At 70.2% G+C, this 16,185-nt stretch carries 13 protein-coding genes; 6 read left to right on the top strand and 7 right to left on the bottom strand.

From position 1 onward, the window contains the following. Window positions 1-10 precede the first annotated feature (10 nt). From AC07AW_RS15190 to AC07AW_RS15180, 3 genes are read left to right on the top strand one after another with little or no spacing between them, the layout of a single operon-like run. Window positions 11-1,357, top strand: coding sequence for an MFS transporter (locus AC07AW_RS15190; RefSeq protein ID WP_478815891.1), 1,347 nt, complete (start codon window positions 11-13; stop codon window positions 1,355-1,357). After that, window positions 1,354-1,962 carry an RBBP9/YdeN family alpha/beta hydrolase gene (locus AC07AW_RS15185; RefSeq protein ID WP_478815890.1) on the top strand — a complete coding sequence of 203 codons (609 nt, stop codon included), beginning with the start codon at window positions 1,354-1,356 and terminating at the stop codon, window positions 1,960-1,962. Before AC07AW_RS15190 ends, AC07AW_RS15185 begins: the two co-directional genes overlap by 4 nt. 45 nt (window positions 1,963-2,007) lie before the next feature. Further along, a complete protein-coding gene (locus AC07AW_RS15180; protein ID WP_478815889.1) occupies window positions 2,008-4,080 on the top strand; it encodes an acetoacetate--CoA ligase in 2,073 nt (690 codons plus the stop codon). A gap of 1,034 nt (window positions 4,081-5,114) precedes the next feature. On the opposite strand, the gene AC07AW_RS15175 is transcribed toward AC07AW_RS15180, so the two are convergent. Next, a complete protein-coding gene (locus AC07AW_RS15175; protein WP_478815888.1) occupies window positions 5,115-5,357 on the bottom strand; it encodes an integrase in 243 nt (80 codons plus the stop codon). 948 nt (window positions 5,358-6,305) lie between these two features. On the opposite strand from AC07AW_RS15175, the gene AC07AW_RS15170 reads away from it, so the two are divergent. After that, window positions 6,306-7,793: a DUF2252 domain-containing protein gene (locus AC07AW_RS15170; RefSeq protein ID WP_478815887.1), complete on the top strand. Its 1,488-nt coding sequence runs from the start codon at window positions 6,306-6,308 to the stop codon at window positions 7,791-7,793. A gap of 120 nt (window positions 7,794-7,913) precedes the next feature. On the opposite strand, the gene AC07AW_RS15165 is transcribed toward AC07AW_RS15170, so the two are convergent. Next, window positions 7,914-9,530, bottom strand: coding sequence for a sulfatase family protein (locus AC07AW_RS15165; RefSeq protein WP_478815886.1), 1,617 nt, complete (start codon window positions 9,528-9,530; stop codon window positions 7,914-7,916). A gap of 663 nt (window positions 9,531-10,193) precedes the next feature. Here AC07AW_RS15165 and AC07AW_RS15160 point away from each other — a divergent pair. Beyond that, complete coding sequence (locus tag AC07AW_RS15160; RefSeq protein WP_478815885.1) at window positions 10,194-10,403, top strand: hypothetical protein; 210 nt, start codon at window positions 10,194-10,196, stop codon at window positions 10,401-10,403. 139 nt (window positions 10,404-10,542) lie between these two features. On the opposite strand, the gene AC07AW_RS15155 is transcribed toward AC07AW_RS15160, so the two are convergent. Together AC07AW_RS15155 and AC07AW_RS15150 are read right to left on the bottom strand one after the other, a co-directional pair. Beyond that, the gene (locus AC07AW_RS15155; protein ID WP_478815884.1) at window positions 10,543-11,448 is read right to left on the bottom strand and encodes a universal stress protein; all 906 of its coding nucleotides are present in this window, start codon (window positions 11,446-11,448) and stop codon (window positions 10,543-10,545) included. A 155-nt stretch (window positions 11,449-11,603) separates the two neighbouring features. Next, the gene (locus AC07AW_RS15150; protein WP_478815883.1) at window positions 11,604-12,224 is read right to left on the bottom strand and encodes a hypothetical protein; all 621 of its coding nucleotides are present in this window, start codon (window positions 12,222-12,224) and stop codon (window positions 11,604-11,606) included. Window positions 12,225-12,744: 520 nt separating this feature from the next. On the opposite strand from AC07AW_RS15150, the gene AC07AW_RS15145 reads away from it, so the two are divergent. Continuing rightward, the gene (locus AC07AW_RS15145; RefSeq protein WP_478815882.1) at window positions 12,745-13,134 is read left to right on the top strand and encodes a hypothetical protein; all 390 of its coding nucleotides are present in this window, start codon (window positions 12,745-12,747) and stop codon (window positions 13,132-13,134) included. On the opposite strand, the gene AC07AW_RS15140 is transcribed toward AC07AW_RS15145, so the two are convergent. The 3 genes from AC07AW_RS15140 to AC07AW_RS15130 form a co-directional block, all read right to left on the bottom strand. Continuing rightward, window positions 13,092-14,846, bottom strand: coding sequence for a SulP family inorganic anion transporter (locus AC07AW_RS15140; protein ID WP_478815881.1), 1,755 nt, complete (start codon window positions 14,844-14,846; stop codon window positions 13,092-13,094). The two genes, AC07AW_RS15145 and AC07AW_RS15140, sit on opposite strands and share 43 nt — an antisense overlap. Then, window positions 14,846-15,640, bottom strand: a complete 795-nt coding sequence (gene ppk2, locus AC07AW_RS15135) for a polyphosphate kinase 2 (RefSeq protein WP_478816252.1) — start codon at window positions 15,638-15,640, stop codon at window positions 14,846-14,848. Before ppk2 ends, AC07AW_RS15140 begins: the two co-directional genes overlap by 1 nt. A gap of 128 nt (window positions 15,641-15,768) precedes the next feature. After that, window positions 15,769-16,095 carry an STAS domain-containing protein gene (locus AC07AW_RS15130; RefSeq protein WP_478815880.1) on the bottom strand — a complete coding sequence of 109 codons (327 nt, stop codon included), beginning with the start codon at window positions 16,093-16,095 and terminating at the stop codon, window positions 15,769-15,771. Between the last annotated feature and the right edge of the window lie 90 nt (window positions 16,096-16,185).

Genomic DNA, 16,185 nt, shown 5'->3' with positions numbered 1-16,185 from the left:
GGTGATGACAATGAAGTTTCACACCGCTGCGGACGCCGCCCCGGGGGCCACGGCCTCCTCGGCATGGCCTGTGTCCCGGCGTTACGCCTGGGTGGTCTTCGCGCTGAGCTTCGGACTCCTGCTGTCCGACTACATGTCCCGGCAGGTACTCAACGCCGTCTTCCCGATGCTGAAGGCCGAATGGCTGCTGTCCGATGCCAGACTGGGTTCGCTCAGCGGCGTCGTGGCACTGATGGTCGGCCTCCTCACCTTCCCTCTCTCGCTGGTGGCCGACCGCTGGGGCCGGGTGAAGTCCCTGGTCGTGGCCGCCATGATGTGGAGCCTGGCGACCCTGGGCTGCGCGGTGGCGGCGAGCTACGACCAGATGTTCCTCGGCCGGGCCTTCGTCGGCATAGGTGAGGCGGCGTACGGAAGCGTCGGCATCGCCGTCGTACTGAGCGTCTTCCCCGTCGCGATGCGGGCCAGCCTCTCCGGCGCCTTCATCGCAGGCGGCGCGTTCGGCTCGGTCCTGGGAGTGGCGATCGGCGGCGCCGTCGCCCAGCAGTTCGGCTGGCGCTGGGCGTTCGGCGTGATGGGCTTCTTCGGCCTCGTACTCGCCCTGCTCTACGCGGTCGTGGTCACGGAGAGGAGAGTGACGCCGCAGAGGCAGTCGGTCGGCACCGGCGACAACAGCGGCTCACGCGGTCGGCTCAAGAGCCTTCTGCCCCGCCTGTTCTCCTCCGTCTCCGTGGTCAGCGCCTACGTCGGCAGCGGACTGCAGCTGTTCGTCGCCGGCTCGCTCATCGCCTGGCTGCCCAGCTACTTCAACCGCTACTACGACATGCCGCCCGCGAAGGCCGGGGCGACCGCGGGTCTCTTCGCCCTGGTCATCGGAGTCGGCATGATCCTCGGCGGGATCGCGTCGGACCGGCTCAGCCGGCGGTTCCCGGTCCGGAAGTGGGCTGTCGCCATCAGCTGCAGCCTGGGATCCCTGGTCCTTCTGATGATCACGTTCCGCCTGCCGGCCGGTCCGGTGCAGCTTCTGGCACTGGCGCTGGGGACCTTGCTGTGCGCGGGTACGGCGGGACCGGGGGCGGCCATGGTGGCGAACCTGACGCCCGCGGCCGTCGCCGCGACGGCGTTCGCCACCCTCACCCTTGCCCAGAGCCTGCTCGGACTCGCCCCCGGCCCAGCCGTCACGGGGCTCCTGGCAGACCGCATCGGGCTGCTCCATGCGCTCCAGCTCGTCCCACTCGTGGCGCTCGGGGCCACGGCGGCCTTCCTGATCGGCCGCCGCTGGTACGAACGCGATCTGCGCCGCCTCACCGGGCTCACCCCGGCGGCGGAGCCCAACCAGCCATCGGAGATGTCCGTATGACCACGCCCCCGCGGCCCACCGTCGTGATCGTCCCCGGCATGCGCGACCCTGCCGAGGACCACTGGCAGACCCTGCTGGCCCATCGCCTCATCGAACGCGGCCGCACCGTCCGTACCGTTCCGCCACCGGTGGAGAACCGTCTCTGCCGCGACGCCCACGTCGCCCTCCTGGTCGAGGTCATCGCCCAGACCACAGGACCCGTCGTGCTGGTCGCCCACAGTGCGGGCTGCATCACCACGGTGCAGTGGGCCCGATGGCACGACGCCGATGTCCGTGGCGCCCTGCTGGCCGCGCCCCCGGACTTCGACACCCCCCTCCCGGCCGGCTACCCCACCCCGGGCGAACTGCAGAAGTCCGGCTGGACCCCGGTACCTCGCAGCCCCCTCCCCTTCCCCAGCATCGTCGCGGCCAGTTCGACCGATCCGCTCGCCTCCCCGGAGCGCGTCGCGGAGCTGGCCCGGAACTGGGGCAGCCGCCTGGTCGAACTCGGTGACGTCGGGCACCTCAACCCCGCCTCGGGCCACGGCCCATGGCCCCAGGCCGAGGAACTCGTCCAGGCGCTCGAACTCGGCTGGTGCCGTTCGGCACCCGAACCGGCCCCATAGGCCGCAGACCCTCCCGCCCACCACGCAGCCCCCGGAAAGGCACTGATGAACACCGACAGCGACCTGTTGTGGTCGCCCGGTCTCCGCGAGCTGGAGGACTCCAACGTCGCCTGCTTCATGCGATGGCTGGAGGAGGACCGGGGACTGTGCTTCGCCGACTATGCCGAGCTGTGGCGGTGGAGCGCCACCGACCTGCCCGGATTCTGGTCGGCGGTGTGGGAGTTCTACGGCCTCGACGCCGTCACGCGCTACGACGAGGTGCTGGCCGACGCGTCGATGCCAGGAGCCTCCTGGTTTCCCGGCGCACGGCTGAACTTCGCCGAGCGCTGCCTGGCACAGGCCACCGACGCGCGTCCGGCACTCGTCGCCGTGGCGGAAGGCGGCACGCCCGTCGAGATCTCGTGGGCGCGAATGCGCCGTGAGGTCACCGACGCCGCGGCGGCTCTGCGACGGATGGGGGTGGGGCCCGGTGACTGCGTCGCCGGGTATCTGACCAACCTCCCCCAGGCGGTGGTCGCGCTCCTGGCCAGCGCCGCCGTCGGCGCCGTATGGACGGCCTGCTCGCCCGACTTCGGCACCCCCAGTGTGCTCGCCAGGCTCCGGCAGGCCCGTCCGACAGTCCTGGTGGCGGCCGACGGCTACCGTCACGGAGGCAAGGAGTACGACAAGCGCGCGGCGGTCGCCGAACTCCTGGACGGCCTGCCGACCATCCGGCATCTCCTGGTCGTCGAGCACCTCTTCCCCGCTCCGGCCGCAGTGTGGTCCGCGCGGCCCGACGTCGATCAGCACACCTGGTCCGAGCTGCCGTCCACCGGAGAACCGCTCGTCTTCGCCGACGTACCGTTCGACCACCCGCTGTGGATCCTGTGGTCGTCAGGCACCACCGGGGTACCCAAGGGCATCGTGCAGGGCCATGGCGGGATCGTGGTGGAACTGCTCAAAGCACTCGGGCTCGGCGCCGACCTGCGCCCCGAGGACCGGTACCTGTTCCTCACCTCCACGAGCTGGATGGTCTGGAACTTCCTCGTCGGCGGCCTGCTCCACGGCAGCACGGTCGTCCTCTGCGACGGCAGCCCCACCTTCCCCGACGTCAACGGCGCCTGGCGCGTCGCCGAACAGACCCGGGCGACGATGGTCGGGGTGGGCGCGGCCTACCTCGCGGCCGTGGAGAAGTCCGGCGCCCATCCCGCCGCCGCGTACGATCTCGGCGCGCTGCGCTCCATCCTCCAGACCGGGTCCCCGCTGGCCCCGAGCACCTGGCGCTGGGTCCACGACCGGCTCGCCCCCGGAATCCGGCTCCAGTCCATCTGCGGCGGGACCGACATCTGCTCCGTACTGGCCGGCGGCTCCCCGCTGCTGCCGGTACGGATCGGCCGGATCCAGGGCCCCGCCCTCGGCGTCGCGCTCGCGTCATGGGACGACGCCGGGGAACCCCTCACCGGCGAACAGGGTGAGCTGGTGGTGACGGCCCCGCTGCCATCCATGCCGCTCCGCTTCGTCGACGACCCCGACGGCACCCGCTACCGTGCCGGCTACTTCGACACCTACGCGGGAGTCTGGCGGCACGGCGACTGGGTCACGATCTACCCGGACCTGTCGGTCGTCGTCTCCGGCCGCTCGGACTCCACCCTCAACCGCATGGGCGTACGCATGGGCTCGGCCGACACCTACGCCGTCGTCGAGCAGCTCCCCGAGGTCGCGGACAGCCTCGTCGTCGGCGTCGAGCAGGAGGACGGCGGCTACTTCATGCCGCTGTTCGTCGTTCCCCAGGAAGGTTCGGCACTCGACGACGGCCTGCGCGAACGGATCACCACGTCACTAATCACAATTGACTTATCATGCAGAGTCGCGTCTCACGACCGGCCACGTGCGCGCCCTCGGCTCGCGCCGCCTCAGTGGGCCGCGATCTCTTCCCGCGACGTGACCTCTTGGTCCGTGAGGATGAGGAACGTGCGGTCGTGGTCGGTCAGCACCTTGAGGAAGCCCGGTTCGGCTTCCATGACGAATCCCCTCAGTTCAGTTCCGCCGCGCAGCTCGATCCGCTCCAGCGGAACCCACGGGGTGGTGATCGTCGCGGCACCCAGCAGCATGGCCACACCGACCAGCGCCACAAGGTGACGGCTGGCCCACAAGGACCCCTGCTTGAGCCGTCCGCCCGCCCGGACGCCGTACCCGACCCCGAAGATCAGTGAACTGACCGCGAGCACGAGGAGCAGCAGCCACCAGCTGTGGTAGGTCCCGATATAGGCGATGACGGCCACGACCGCGATAAGGAGCAGGAGTGCGCCCGTCATGTCGGGCCGCTCTGGCCGCCGCCCCTCGGCCTGCAGACGGGGCCTGGCCTCCTGTGCCATCCGAAGCTCCACGACCAGCCGGAGGACGGCGATGGGTACGAGGAGCGTAAGGATCAAGACGGAGGCGAGGGAGTCAGCCATGACGGTGCCGATCACGAGGCCGATGGTGTCATCCAGGTCGAGGGTGTGGAGGATTGCAAAGGCCGTGTGCCAGTCGTAGTCGGACACGGCGAACAGCCGCAGAACGAGAAAGGCGAACGCGGCGGCGGTCACCGTGAGTCCGGTACTACGTCCGTCCGCTTCTGCCTCATGGGATGCCATGTACTCCTGAATGCCTTTCCTGTACGCGTTTGGAGGAGCCGCACGGCCACCAAGCACGTCGTCAGGCCGAACGGTGCGGCGAGGTGTGCCGCGCACCGTGTCATGGTGCGGGAACCAGAACAGGGCGGGACATCACATCGAGCGTGTGGCGGCGCTGAATTCGGCCGGCTACGGGTGTCGAGTGGACGTCGCAGGCCACCCAGCAGTGGTCAGGGAACGAGGATCAGCTTGCCGGGTGCGCGCCTCGAGGATGGCCCGGTGCGCGGCCGCGGCCTCGTTCAGCGGGAAACGTGCCGCGAGCTGCAACATGACCTCGCCGGCGGCGACACGGTGGACGGTCTCCCCCAGGGGGCGAAGAAGCTCGGCTTCTTCTAGGGGCACGAAAAGAGGCGCCTGACCTGGGCTTTTGCGCGTCAGGCGCCTCTCGCTCGCCCCGCATATCGCGGGGTCGCGTCTGCATCGAAACTCCCACTTCATCCCACCGGTGTCCCGCTGATGACCAGCCCTTCCGGACCAGTCACGGACCAAAACTCCGACTCAGCCCGCAGGGGCCTCACTTCGGCCGACGCGGTCCCACTCCTCCATGGACTGCTCGATGAGGCGGTTGGCCTGTTCCCGCACGCCGTCCAGGAACTCGGCGTAGTGACGGAATGGAACCTCGATGCTCCGACCCGCGCGGCGGGCGCATTCGGCCGGGTCCACACCGGAGTGCAACCAGAACGAGATGCCGGCGTGCCGGAGATCGCAGGGCCGCTTGGCCGGCCCGGAGCTGAGCTCCATGCGAGAACGAGGATCACCGGTTCGCTCTGGTCGTTCAGATGTGCCGCAAGCCGCGACAGAAGCGACTCGTCCACCTCGCCGGGGCGAGCGGGACTGCCGACGTCCTCGGGGAGGGCGATCCCGTGGTACCGCAAGGCCGCCAGGACGTAGGACCAGAAGATCCCTGGAGCGTTCTCCCCGGACTCCACCGTCAGCCACACCGACCGGCCGGGGGCCGCCGCCCCGTCGGCCCAGTGGGCGACCAGCCACGTCTTGCCCGCCCCCGCCGGCCCGTTGGCCAACACCAGGCGGCCGGGGCCGGCCATGGCCCGAGTGAGGCACTTGGTCACGCCCGGCCTGCGGATGGGCGGGAGGGGACAGGCCAGGAGTGCGTCGGCCAGGGCTTCGGGGTCGGCCCGGCCGTGCTGGGCGAGGGCCTCGACGAGGCGGCCCAGGTCGACGTCGATGACTTCGTCGCGGCGTTCGATCAGGTCGCCCGAGTAGAGGACCGGGGTGGAGCCTTCGGCGAAGGCCGGCTGCCCCATGACACCCACGGCCTCCAGGCCGTGGCCGCCGACGTCGCCGACAGCTCGGCTTCCAGCACGCGGGCTCGGCTGCTGTCGCTGCCCGTACCACCGCGGGCCCGGATGAGCTCGGTCGCCTCCTCCACCTGGCTGCGCCCCTTGGCGGTTGGGTCGGACGCGCGGCGCAACGTCTGCGGTGGCAACTCTCCTTCCCGTCGCGCGACTCGGACGGTGGCGGCGTTGCGCCACTTGGCGTGGGGTAGCGCGTTTCGCGTGGCTGTGGGTCGGTGCTCGTGAACCGCGACCGTCTAATGGAGAGGCGGCACAGTGGCGCACGAGCTCAAGGCTTGAGGCCATGTTGCCTGCACGCACGTCACCAGGACGAGAGGACGGTTCCGATGAGCAGGGCCCGCAACGAGCTCACCCGGTTCGGGTCGGTGGCGCGATGACCGGGGCGCGGTCAGCCTCCGGGAGTACCGGGAAGGCCCTGTACGGGCGTGCGGCGCCCGCTCGGCCCCGTCCGGCCCCGGCCACCCCGCCCGCTCACCTCACGCCGGCCGAACGCGCGGCGAAGGGTGAGGCTGCCAGGAAGGCCGTTCCGCTCGGTGCGCACGCCGGGTTCGATACCGGCCCGGACCGTGCAGACCCCGTGGCGGTCCTGGAGCGTCAGGCGGACTCACGCGTCGCGGAACTCGTTCCCATCCGTTACGGCCGGATGCTGGTGTCTCCCTTCACCTTCTATCGCGGCGCCGCTGCCGTGATGGCCGCGGACCTGGCGAGCACCCCGGTCTCCGGCCTGAACGTACAGCTGTGCGGCGACGCCCACCTGTCGAACTTCGGGTTGTTCGCTTCTCCCGAGCGTCGCTTGATGTTCGATGTCAACGACTTCGACGAGACGTATCCGGGGCCGTGGGAGTGGGATGTCAAGCGGCTTGCGGCGAGCTTGGAGATCGCCGCACGGGAGAACGGGTTCACCCCCAAGGAACGCGCCAAGATCCAGCGGACCGCCGTGCGTGGATACCAGCGGGCGATGGCCGACTTCGCGGGCATGCGCGTGCTCGACATCTGGTATGCCCGGGCCGACGTCGACGACATCACGCAGCTACTGACGGCTCGGTTGAAAAAGGACGCTCGCAAGAAGCTGGACAAAACCATCGCGAAGGCACACACCCGCGACAGCATGCGGGCCTTCGGCAAACTCACCGAGGTGGTCGGGGACCGGCGCCGTATCGTCGCGGACCCGCCTCTGATCGTGCCGATCGCTGACCTGCTGCCCCAGAAGCAGCGGGAGGCCTTTCAGAAGGTGATCCTGGAAGTGCTGGACCGCTATCAGGCCTCACTGCCGTCGGACCGGCGCTGTCTGGCGCAGGAGTACCAGTTCGTCGACCTGGCACGCAAAGTAGTGGGGGTGGGCAGCGTGGGCACCCGCTGCTGGATCGCCCTGATGACCGGACGGGACTCGGACGATCCGCTGTTCCTTCAGGTCAAGGAGGCGCAGCCGTCCGTTCTTGCGGAGTTCCTGCCGCACGGTCCGGGTTACGAGAGTGAGGGCGAGCGTGTCGTCCAGGGGCAGCGGCTCATGCAGGCGGCCAGTGACATCCTTCTGGGCTGGGAGTCCTCGGAAGGCATCGACGGACGATACCGGGACTTCTACGTCCGCCAGTTGGCGGATTGGAAGGGCTCCGTCGACATCGGCCAGATGGTTCCCGATGGCCTCGCCCGGTACGGCGAACTGTGCGGGTGGACCCTGGCCAGGGCGCACGCCCGTTCGGGCGACAGCATCGCCATCGCCTCCTATCTGGGCGACGACAAGACGTTCGCCCACGCGATCGCGGAGTTCTCGTCCCTGTACGCGGACCAGAACGAGCACGACTTCGCCGCCCTGGAGCAAGCCGAACGCAACGGGAGGATCACCGCCGAACACGGGCTGTGAATGCGGTTCCTGGCCCGCAGGGTCGGTCGCGGCCAGGTGATCGTGCGGCTCGCCGCGGCCGACGGTGGAATGGCCGACTGCTGCCGACCCTGCCGGTGGGCCACAGGATGCGTGTTGTTGTCAGCGCCCAGTGGCGGCACGGGCGGCCGGCTCGGTGTCGCCGTGCCAGGTGGGCCAGCCCATCAGGCGTGGGCGTTCGGTGACCCAAGCGCGCGTGTCGGCGCCGATCTCCGCGTCGATCAGCCGCTCCAGCAGGGCGCTGTAGTGGGCGACCAGGTCGCGGTGCGCGGGGTCGGCGGCCAGGTTGTGCATCTGCGCAGGGTCTTCCTGGCGGTCGTAGAGCACGACGTCGTTGTGGGCGAACAGCTCGTCGACAGACCGGGGCCGGTTCGGGTCCAGGGGCGCGAAGTAACGGCCGAAGGTGTAGCGGTGGTCGTTGCAGGCGCGCAGGAAGCCCCGCTTGGTCCAGTCCGGGCGCAGCTCTCCGGCCTCGATGCGCCGGGGGGCGTCGGGGTCGGCGAACTCGAACCAGAAATCGGCATCCAGCATCATGATCGACTCGATGGCGCTCAGGACGCCGTCGCGCACCTGCCCGCCGTGCAGCGCGGGGATGAGGGACCGGCCCTTAAGGGCGGGGTGGCGGGTGGCGGTCTCGGCCTGGTCGAGACCGGCGAATGCCAGGAGGGTGGGGGCGAGGTCGACCGCGGAGGCGAGGGCATCGGTTCGTGTGCCGGCGGTCAGGTCGGGGTGGGCGATGACGAGGGGGACGTGGAGGTTCTCGTCGTAGACCAGGCTGCCCTTCTGCCGCAGGCCGTGGGAGCCGGCCATCTCGCCGTGGTCGGCGGTGAAGACCACGACGGTATTGTCGGCCTGGCCGGAGGCGTCGAGGGCGTCCAGCACGTGCTCGATGCTGCGGTCGACGTCGCGCAGGGCGTTGAGGTAGAAATTCAGGCCGTCGTACCAGTGCTCGTCGGAGGCCACCGGCCCGAACACGGTGTCGATCATGCGCTGGTACTCGGTGATGGCCGGGGCGGCGCCGGAAAGGTCGTCGTGCAGGCTGGCGGGCAGGTCGAAGTCCCAGCGGCGCCGGTAGACCGGAATGTCGGCGGCGGCCTTCATTCGTACGGCATGGGCCAGCGGCGGCGGCAGCTGCACCTGGGACCGGCCGCCATAGTCGAAGCTCATGATGTCGTGCGGGTTGACGAAGTTCACCGCCATGAACCACGGCTGCTCCGCTGCGACGACCGGTGCGCGGTCGCGCAGCCAGTGCACGGCCTGCCCGGCGATCACCGGGTCAAGCTTCAACCCGGCCCAGGCACCGCCGTCGATGTCACCCCAGTCGTTGAACTCGCTGAACCCGTAACGTTCCAGGGCGTTCGTAGTGGGGGCCGGGTTCTGCGGGGAGACGTAGGCGTTGGACAGGTGCCACTTACCCTGGTAGGTGCAGTAGTAGCCGGCCGAGCGCAGCATCGTGCCCAGCGTGCCCAGACCGGGGTCGAGCGGGCGAATGTAGGGGATGTTGTCGTTGTCGTAGATCTCGGTCAGCGGCAGGTGCTGCCCGGTGTAGATCACCGACCGCGCCGAGCTGCACTGCGCCGAGGCGGTGTAGTAGCGGTCGAATGTGACACCGCGCTCGGCGATCCGCTCCCTGGCGGGCAGCGAGTACCCGTGCGCCCGGGGCAGGACGGCGCGTTCCTCGTCGGTGACGATCAGCAAAATGTTGGGACGACGCGCCATGGGCCTACCTGTCCTCACATTCGATCCGTCCGAAAGATGGACGAACATCCTGATGCTTAGGGTTTTGAATCTAGGTGTGGGCTGCGTGTGACACAGCCGGGGCAGGACCATCCAGGTGAGGCCCGTGCGCGTCGCGTCGAACCTCAGCGGCACGTCGACCGCATATCCGGAGGAGGGGACCTCCACGCCGATCGGAAGGAGGAGGCTTGTGGGGCTCACCGTCAGCTGTCGGCTTTGCGGCTGGTGAAGGTGCCGTGTAGGACCGGTCCGGGCCGCCGGCGGTCTGGTGGTTGCTCATGCAGGCGCCGGTCTTGTTGGTGAAGAGGGTCAGGTAGACGTTGGTGTTGTTGACCAGCCCCAGGCCCGCGACGACGGCGGTCACGATCGCCGCAGCGCCGAGTCCCTGGCCGCGGAACCACCCCACACGCCGGGTGCGGCGCGACCCGACAGGGCCGCGCACATGTGTCGGCTCACCATCCGCCTGCCCACCGTCCACCCGATCGCCGTAGAAGCGGGGCGCCGGCCGCACATGTCCCGGGGCGCGGTGCCGCAGACCCCGGGCCCGCGAAGGGCGGTGCGTCCGTACAGCCCATCCGGACGCGCGCTGACACCGTTCGACGGCAGAAATGGAAGGCAGGCCACCCCCAGACCTCAGGAGCGCTGATGAGCAGCCAGCAGGAACCACCCGTGCCGGAGGCGGACCGGCCGGAGGCCTCGGGCGGTCCGGCTCCGCGTGCCGTCGACAGTGATCGAGCTGTCGTCGTGAAGGACCTCGCGGCCGATGCGGCCGAAGCCGTTGATGCCGACGCGTACTGTCATGGCGGTGAGCTCTCTCTCGGCGAAGGGCTGTCGGAGGTCGGGGGCGGCTGGTGAGGTGGCCGGGCGTCGGGCGTCGGGGGCACCGCTCCCCCGCGGACAGGCGAGCGCATACCGGTGAAGGACCCCGCTGCGCAGGTCCTGTTCCTCGACGCCGGGCCGGCGCACACGATCGCCCCCGGATGCGCGGCTGGGGTCAGTCGTGCGCGACGACGGCGACGGGCGCGGTCGCGTGGTGCAGGACGGCGTGCGTGACGGGGCCGATGTGGGTTCCGAACGTCCGCCTGCGCATGCGGCGGCCCACGACGACCAGAGAGGCATCGCGGGATGCGTCGATCAGGCGGAGCGCGGGGCTGCCGAAGCCGGAGTCCTCGACCACCTCGACCTCTGGGAACTTCTCTCGTACGGCGCTCAGTTCTTCGGTCAGCAGGGTGGCGTCGCGCTCGTGGAGCGCCTGCTCCAGCGCGGGCTCCAGAGCCATGCCGTAGGCGTAGTAGTAGGGCGGCGGGTTGATGCCGTGCACGACGCGCAGCGGGGCGTTGCGCCGCGCGGCGGCGGCGAACGCGAACTCGATCAGCGCGTCGTCGGGATCGGCGACATCCAGTCCGAGGACGACGGGCCGGAACGGGGTGGCGGTGAACGGTGCGCCGGCCCCGTCCTTCTCGTGCTCGTCCACGACCTGCTCGCCGGCATGAACCAGGACCACGGGACGCTCGGCGTGGGCCAGAGTCGACAGGCCGACCGAGCCGACGAGGAAGCCGCCGATCCCGCCCAGGCGGCGCGAGCCGAGGACGAGCAGTTCGGCGTCCCGCGCCGCGTGGGCCAGGGCCTCACCGCGTTCTCCGGTCAGCTGCTCGGTGGTCACCTCGACACCGGGGTGGCGCCGCCGCAGGCCCCCGGCAGCCACCCTCAGAATCCGCTCGGTCCAGTGCTGTCGAGTCTCCGCACCCAGCAGCGGAGCCTCCGCCATGGGCGCCGTCACGGGCTCCCAGACCTGGACGAGCCTCAACGGCAGGTTGAGCAGCCCCGCCTCGCGGGCGGCCCACTCGGCGGCGGCCAGGCTTTCCTTCGAGCCGTCGTAGCCCACGGTGATGGTGCGCATGATCTACTCCTCCCGGATCGGGGAACCCGATCCCAGCGTCGTGTTCAGGGGGTTGTCCGGGGCAGCAGCCGCCGGTCCTCCGACTGTGGGACCAGCGGCCCGTACTCGGGCCGACGGAGCGCACCGGGGCCCGGGGCGTCGCGCCGATTCGGCGGTCAGCGCAGCCAGCTGTGGTCGCGGACGAACGGCAGCCGGGCCCACAGCGGGCCCAGGCCCCAGGTGGCGCCCGCGCCCGCGGCTGCCAGGACGATGAGCGCGGCCGCGTAGACCACATGGAAGTCGACGAACGGGTTCGTCGACATGCTCGGCGATCCGTCCGACAGGTGCATGGCCGGCGGCCACTCCGCGATCCACATCAGCGCCAGCAGCGCCGTACCCGCCACCGCGGCGGGTCGCAGGGCCACACCGGCGGTGACGGCCACGCCGATGCCGAGCAGACCGAGCATGAACAGCCAGTCCGCCCACGCGTGACCGGCCCACGAGTGAAACACCGACTCCATCGGCCCGACGGCGACGGAACCGAGGAAGCCCTTCGTCGGCGACCCTCCGTCGATCCAGCCCTTGCCCTGCCCCGTGGCGTAGCGGAAGCCGAAGGTCTTGTCGAGGAACGCCCAGAGGAAGACGAACCCTGTGAGCAGCCGCAGTGACGCCAGGGCGTAGGCCCGCCCGGCATCGTTGGCCGCGGCCGCCGCCGCGGCGGCCCCGGAACCGGTCCGATCCCTGCGGACGGACGGACGGAAGCTCGAACTCCGGTGCGAATGCCCGTGCACGGCCATGGTGGTGCTCCCTTCGGGGATGTTCGGTCGTCGTTCTCTCGACGCTCCTCACTCTGGCCGTCCGCGCCCCGCCGCACCGGATACCGAGGGTCCCCCACTGCCAGGCCGAACGTCCCTGTTCCTCCGGCCAGTCGGCGGGGTCCGGAGAATCCGCCTGCCGGGACGCCGGAAGTTCCCACGGTCGCCCATGTGCCGGCGGCATACTGACCCCACTCGAATCCAGGCGTCACCTGCTGGGTCGGTTGACCGTTCGGAGACCAGCTCCCCTGCGGGAGCTCGTCAGCAGCAGCCGACAACGCCGTTGTCTGCTCGACCGGTCGGAGGCCGGCGTGACTCTGTCGGGATCTTGCGTTCTGCCGCTGTCCCGTCGGAGGGGTCGCTCCCTCCGGAACCTCGTGGCGCGGCTGACGACCGCCGACCCCTCGGCCGACACGGCCGGCGCCGGGGCTCCGCGCTCGCACCGCGGTGTCCGGTCCGTCCCGGATCCTGGTGCCGGGCCCGGACTCCTCGCTGGGTCGCGGTGATCCTGGTCCTCCAGCGCTTCCTGCCGAAGGGGCCCGCGGTGCTCGTGACGGCCGTCCTGGCGGCCGCCCTGCGACGACTGCTGGACCAGGCCCGCGAGCAGGGTGCGCTCCCCTCCGACACCGACCCGGACACGTCGGCATCCGCCCTGCTCGGCGCCTGCTACGCCGACCACCTCGCCGGACGCGTCACGGACGAGGGCTGGGCCGTACGCACCGTCGCCGTCGTCACCCGTGCACCCATGCACCCGTGCACCCGTGCACCCGTAGCCGCCTCGGCCGGCAGTCCACTCGCGGAAACCGGAAGCGACGAGGTCCAGCGCCCTCCGGGTCACTGCCCTTCGGGTCACTCCCCGCTGGAACCCGCCCCGCGGCTCCAGGCGCGATAGGCCGCCAGGGCCGTGGGCAGGGTGGGGTAGATCCGGTCGGCGCCCACCGAGGCCGTCAGTCCGTAGGCGTCCAGATTGTCGCGGAGTTCCTGCTTGACACGGGCCAGAGCGAAGACGACGCCCCGATGCTCGAGTTCCAGGCGGAGCGCGTCCACGGCGTCGAGTGCGGTGATGTCCACCTCGACGTTCGCCTCCATGTTGAGGACCAACCACCGGACCCGGGGGCTCTGCCCGTCCACCGCGGCCAGGGCACGACTGCGGAAGTTCTCGGCGTTGGCGAAGAACAGCGGCGAGTCGTACCGGTAGACCACCAGCCCCGGAACGGTGCGCGCCGTCGGGTAGTCGTCCACGTCGTGCATCCCGGCGAGCCCGGGAACCAGCCCTTCCACGGCGTCGTGCGGTCGGGCGACACGGGCGAACAGGTCGACGACCGACAGACCCACCGCGACGAGTACGCCGTAGAGGATGCCCAGACCGATGACACCCAGCAGACACCCCACCGCCAACAGCAGCTCGCGGCGGCGGAAGGCGGCGAGCCGCCGGAACTCGCCGATCTCGATCAGGCGGAGGGCCGCGTAGACGACGATCGCGCCGAGGACGGCACTCGGGGTGCGGGCCAGGAGGGGGCCCAGGAAGAGCAGCACCGTCAGGACGCCCAGCGCACCGACCAATGAGTACACCTGGCTCCGGGCCTTCGCAGACTCGGCGAGGGCGGTGCGGCTGGCACTGCTGCTGACCGGGAATCCGCTGAGGACGCCCGCTCCCAGGTTCGCCGCCCCCAGGGCCAGCAGTTCCCGATTGGCGTCCAGCGAATGAGGATCGCTGTGCCTCGTGAAGGCCCGGGCGGTCAGAACGACGTCGGAGTAGCCGACGAGGAGGACGCCCAGCGCCGGGACCACCAACTGCGGCAGGTCACCGGAAGACGGGAGCGAGGGCATCGGCAGCCCGGAGGGTACGGCTCCGATCACGGCGATCCCGTACCGGTCGTCAAGACCGAATGCCGCCACCACCCCCGTGGCGAGGACCAGCGCGAGCAGCGGACGCGGAACCGCCGTCCAGTGCGCGGGCGCCACGAAGAGCACGACGAGCAGGCCGGCGGCCAGGCCCACGGTCGGCCAGTGCGCCTGCCCCAGGTGCCGGACGAAGGAGTACAGCTCCGGGAAGAAGCCCGAACCTGTCGTCTGCACCCCGGTGAGCCGGGGCAGTTGGTCGACGATCATGATGAGTGCGACACCGGCCAGGTAGCCGACGAGGACCGGCCGCGAGAGCAGGTCCGCGAGGAACCCGAGGCGCATCGCCCATGCCACCAGACACAGCAGACCCACCACCACGGCAAGGGCTGCCGCCAGGACCGCGTACCGGCCCGGATCACCCACCGCGAGCGGTCCGACGGCGACGGCGGTCATCAGTGCCGTGGTCGACTCGGGCCCGACCGACAGCAGCCGCGAGGAACCGATGAGCGCGTAGACGACCATGGCCGGCAGGACCGCCCACAGCCCCGCGACCGGAGGCAGCCCGGCCACGCCCGCGTACGCCATGACCTGCGGCACCAGATAGGCGGCGACCGTGACCCCGGCCAAGGCGTCCTGTCCGAGCCACGACCGGCGGTATCCCCGCAGGCCGACAGGCAGCAGGGACGGCCTTCCACGCGCGGGCACCGCCCTCCTTGCCGACGGTTCGTCAGGCGGCCGCCGGCCGCGCCCGCCGCGCATCATGCTCTCCGGAGCGCGGCCGCGTGATCGGGTACGGCGGTCTGCAGCGTCTTGGGCGGACGCTCGTATCCCGTCGGCGCCGGCCGGGGCGGCAGGACGAGCGACGGCAGGGCCACGTCCTCGTACGGGACCGAGGACAACAGGTGGGCGATCATGTTGAGTCTCGCGCTGCGTTTGTCGTCGCTCTCGACCACGTACCACGGACAGTCCGTGGTGTCCGTGTGGACGAACATCTCGTCCTTGGCCCGCGAGTACGACTCCCAGCGCGTGAGGGACTCCAGGTCCATCGGCGAGAGTTTCCACCGCCGCAGCGGGTCCTCCGTGCGGCGCCGGAAGCGCTCCTCCTGCACGGCATCGCTGACGGAGAACCAGTACTTGCGGAGAAGGATCCCGTCCTCCACCAGCATCCGCTCGAAGACGGGGCACTGGCGCAGGAAGAGCTGGTATTCCGCAGGTGTGCAGAAGCCCATGACGTGTTCCACTCCGGCGCGGTTGTACCAACTTCGGTCGAAGAGCACGATCTCGCCGGCCGCCGGCAGGTGCTCCACATAGCGCTGGAAGTACCACTGGGTGCGCTCCCGTTCCGTCGGCTTCGGAAGGGCCGCGATGCGTGCCACACGGGGATTGAGGTGTTCGGCAACCCGTTTGATCGTGCCGCCCTTGCCCGCCGCGTCCCGGCCCTCGAACACGACGACGAGCCGGGCTCCCTCCACACGCACCCATTCCTGAAGCTGGACCAGATGCGTCTGGAGCCGCAGCAGTTCCTTCTCGTAGACCTTCTTGTCGAGGTCCATGGCCGTCTCCTCCACGTCGTCGTTCGGCGCTTCGATCAAGTCAGTCATGGTCGGCATCCACGCGCAACGATGCCGTTCGGACCTGGGTGTGTCGCGGGCGGGAGCCCGCCCCGGACCCCGGATCACGCTCACCCGGCCACGAGCCGGAGCTCTCGATCCACGCCGAGCACCCGCATGGACGTGATCAGCAAGGGCGGTGCGTCACGGAGCAGGAGCCGCGTTCCCGCCGCACGACAGCGGCGGTTCACTCGGAGGAGGAGCCCGATGCCCGAGCTGTCGCAGAAGGAGACCCCGGACAGGTCCAGGACCAGACGCGGGTGGCCGGACCCGGCGAGTTCGTCGAGGCGTGAGGCCACTCGGCCCGCTGTGTGGAAGTCCAGCTCTCCGGCCAGCGCGAGGCGGAGACCGCTGCCGTCGCACGCCACGGTCTTCAGATCGATCAAGGTGGTCGTCATGGAACCCTCCGCGCCGAGTGCGGCTCTGAGGTCGAGTCGCGCCGTTCCCTGTGTGGGCTCAGCTCATCGGCTGCGGCTGTGTGCCAGGAA

The organism is Streptomyces sp. NPDC044003 (assembly GCF_056435185.1).
The sequence above is the reverse complement of the archived record's forward strand: the minus strand, read 5'-3'. Positions and strand labels throughout refer to the sequence as shown.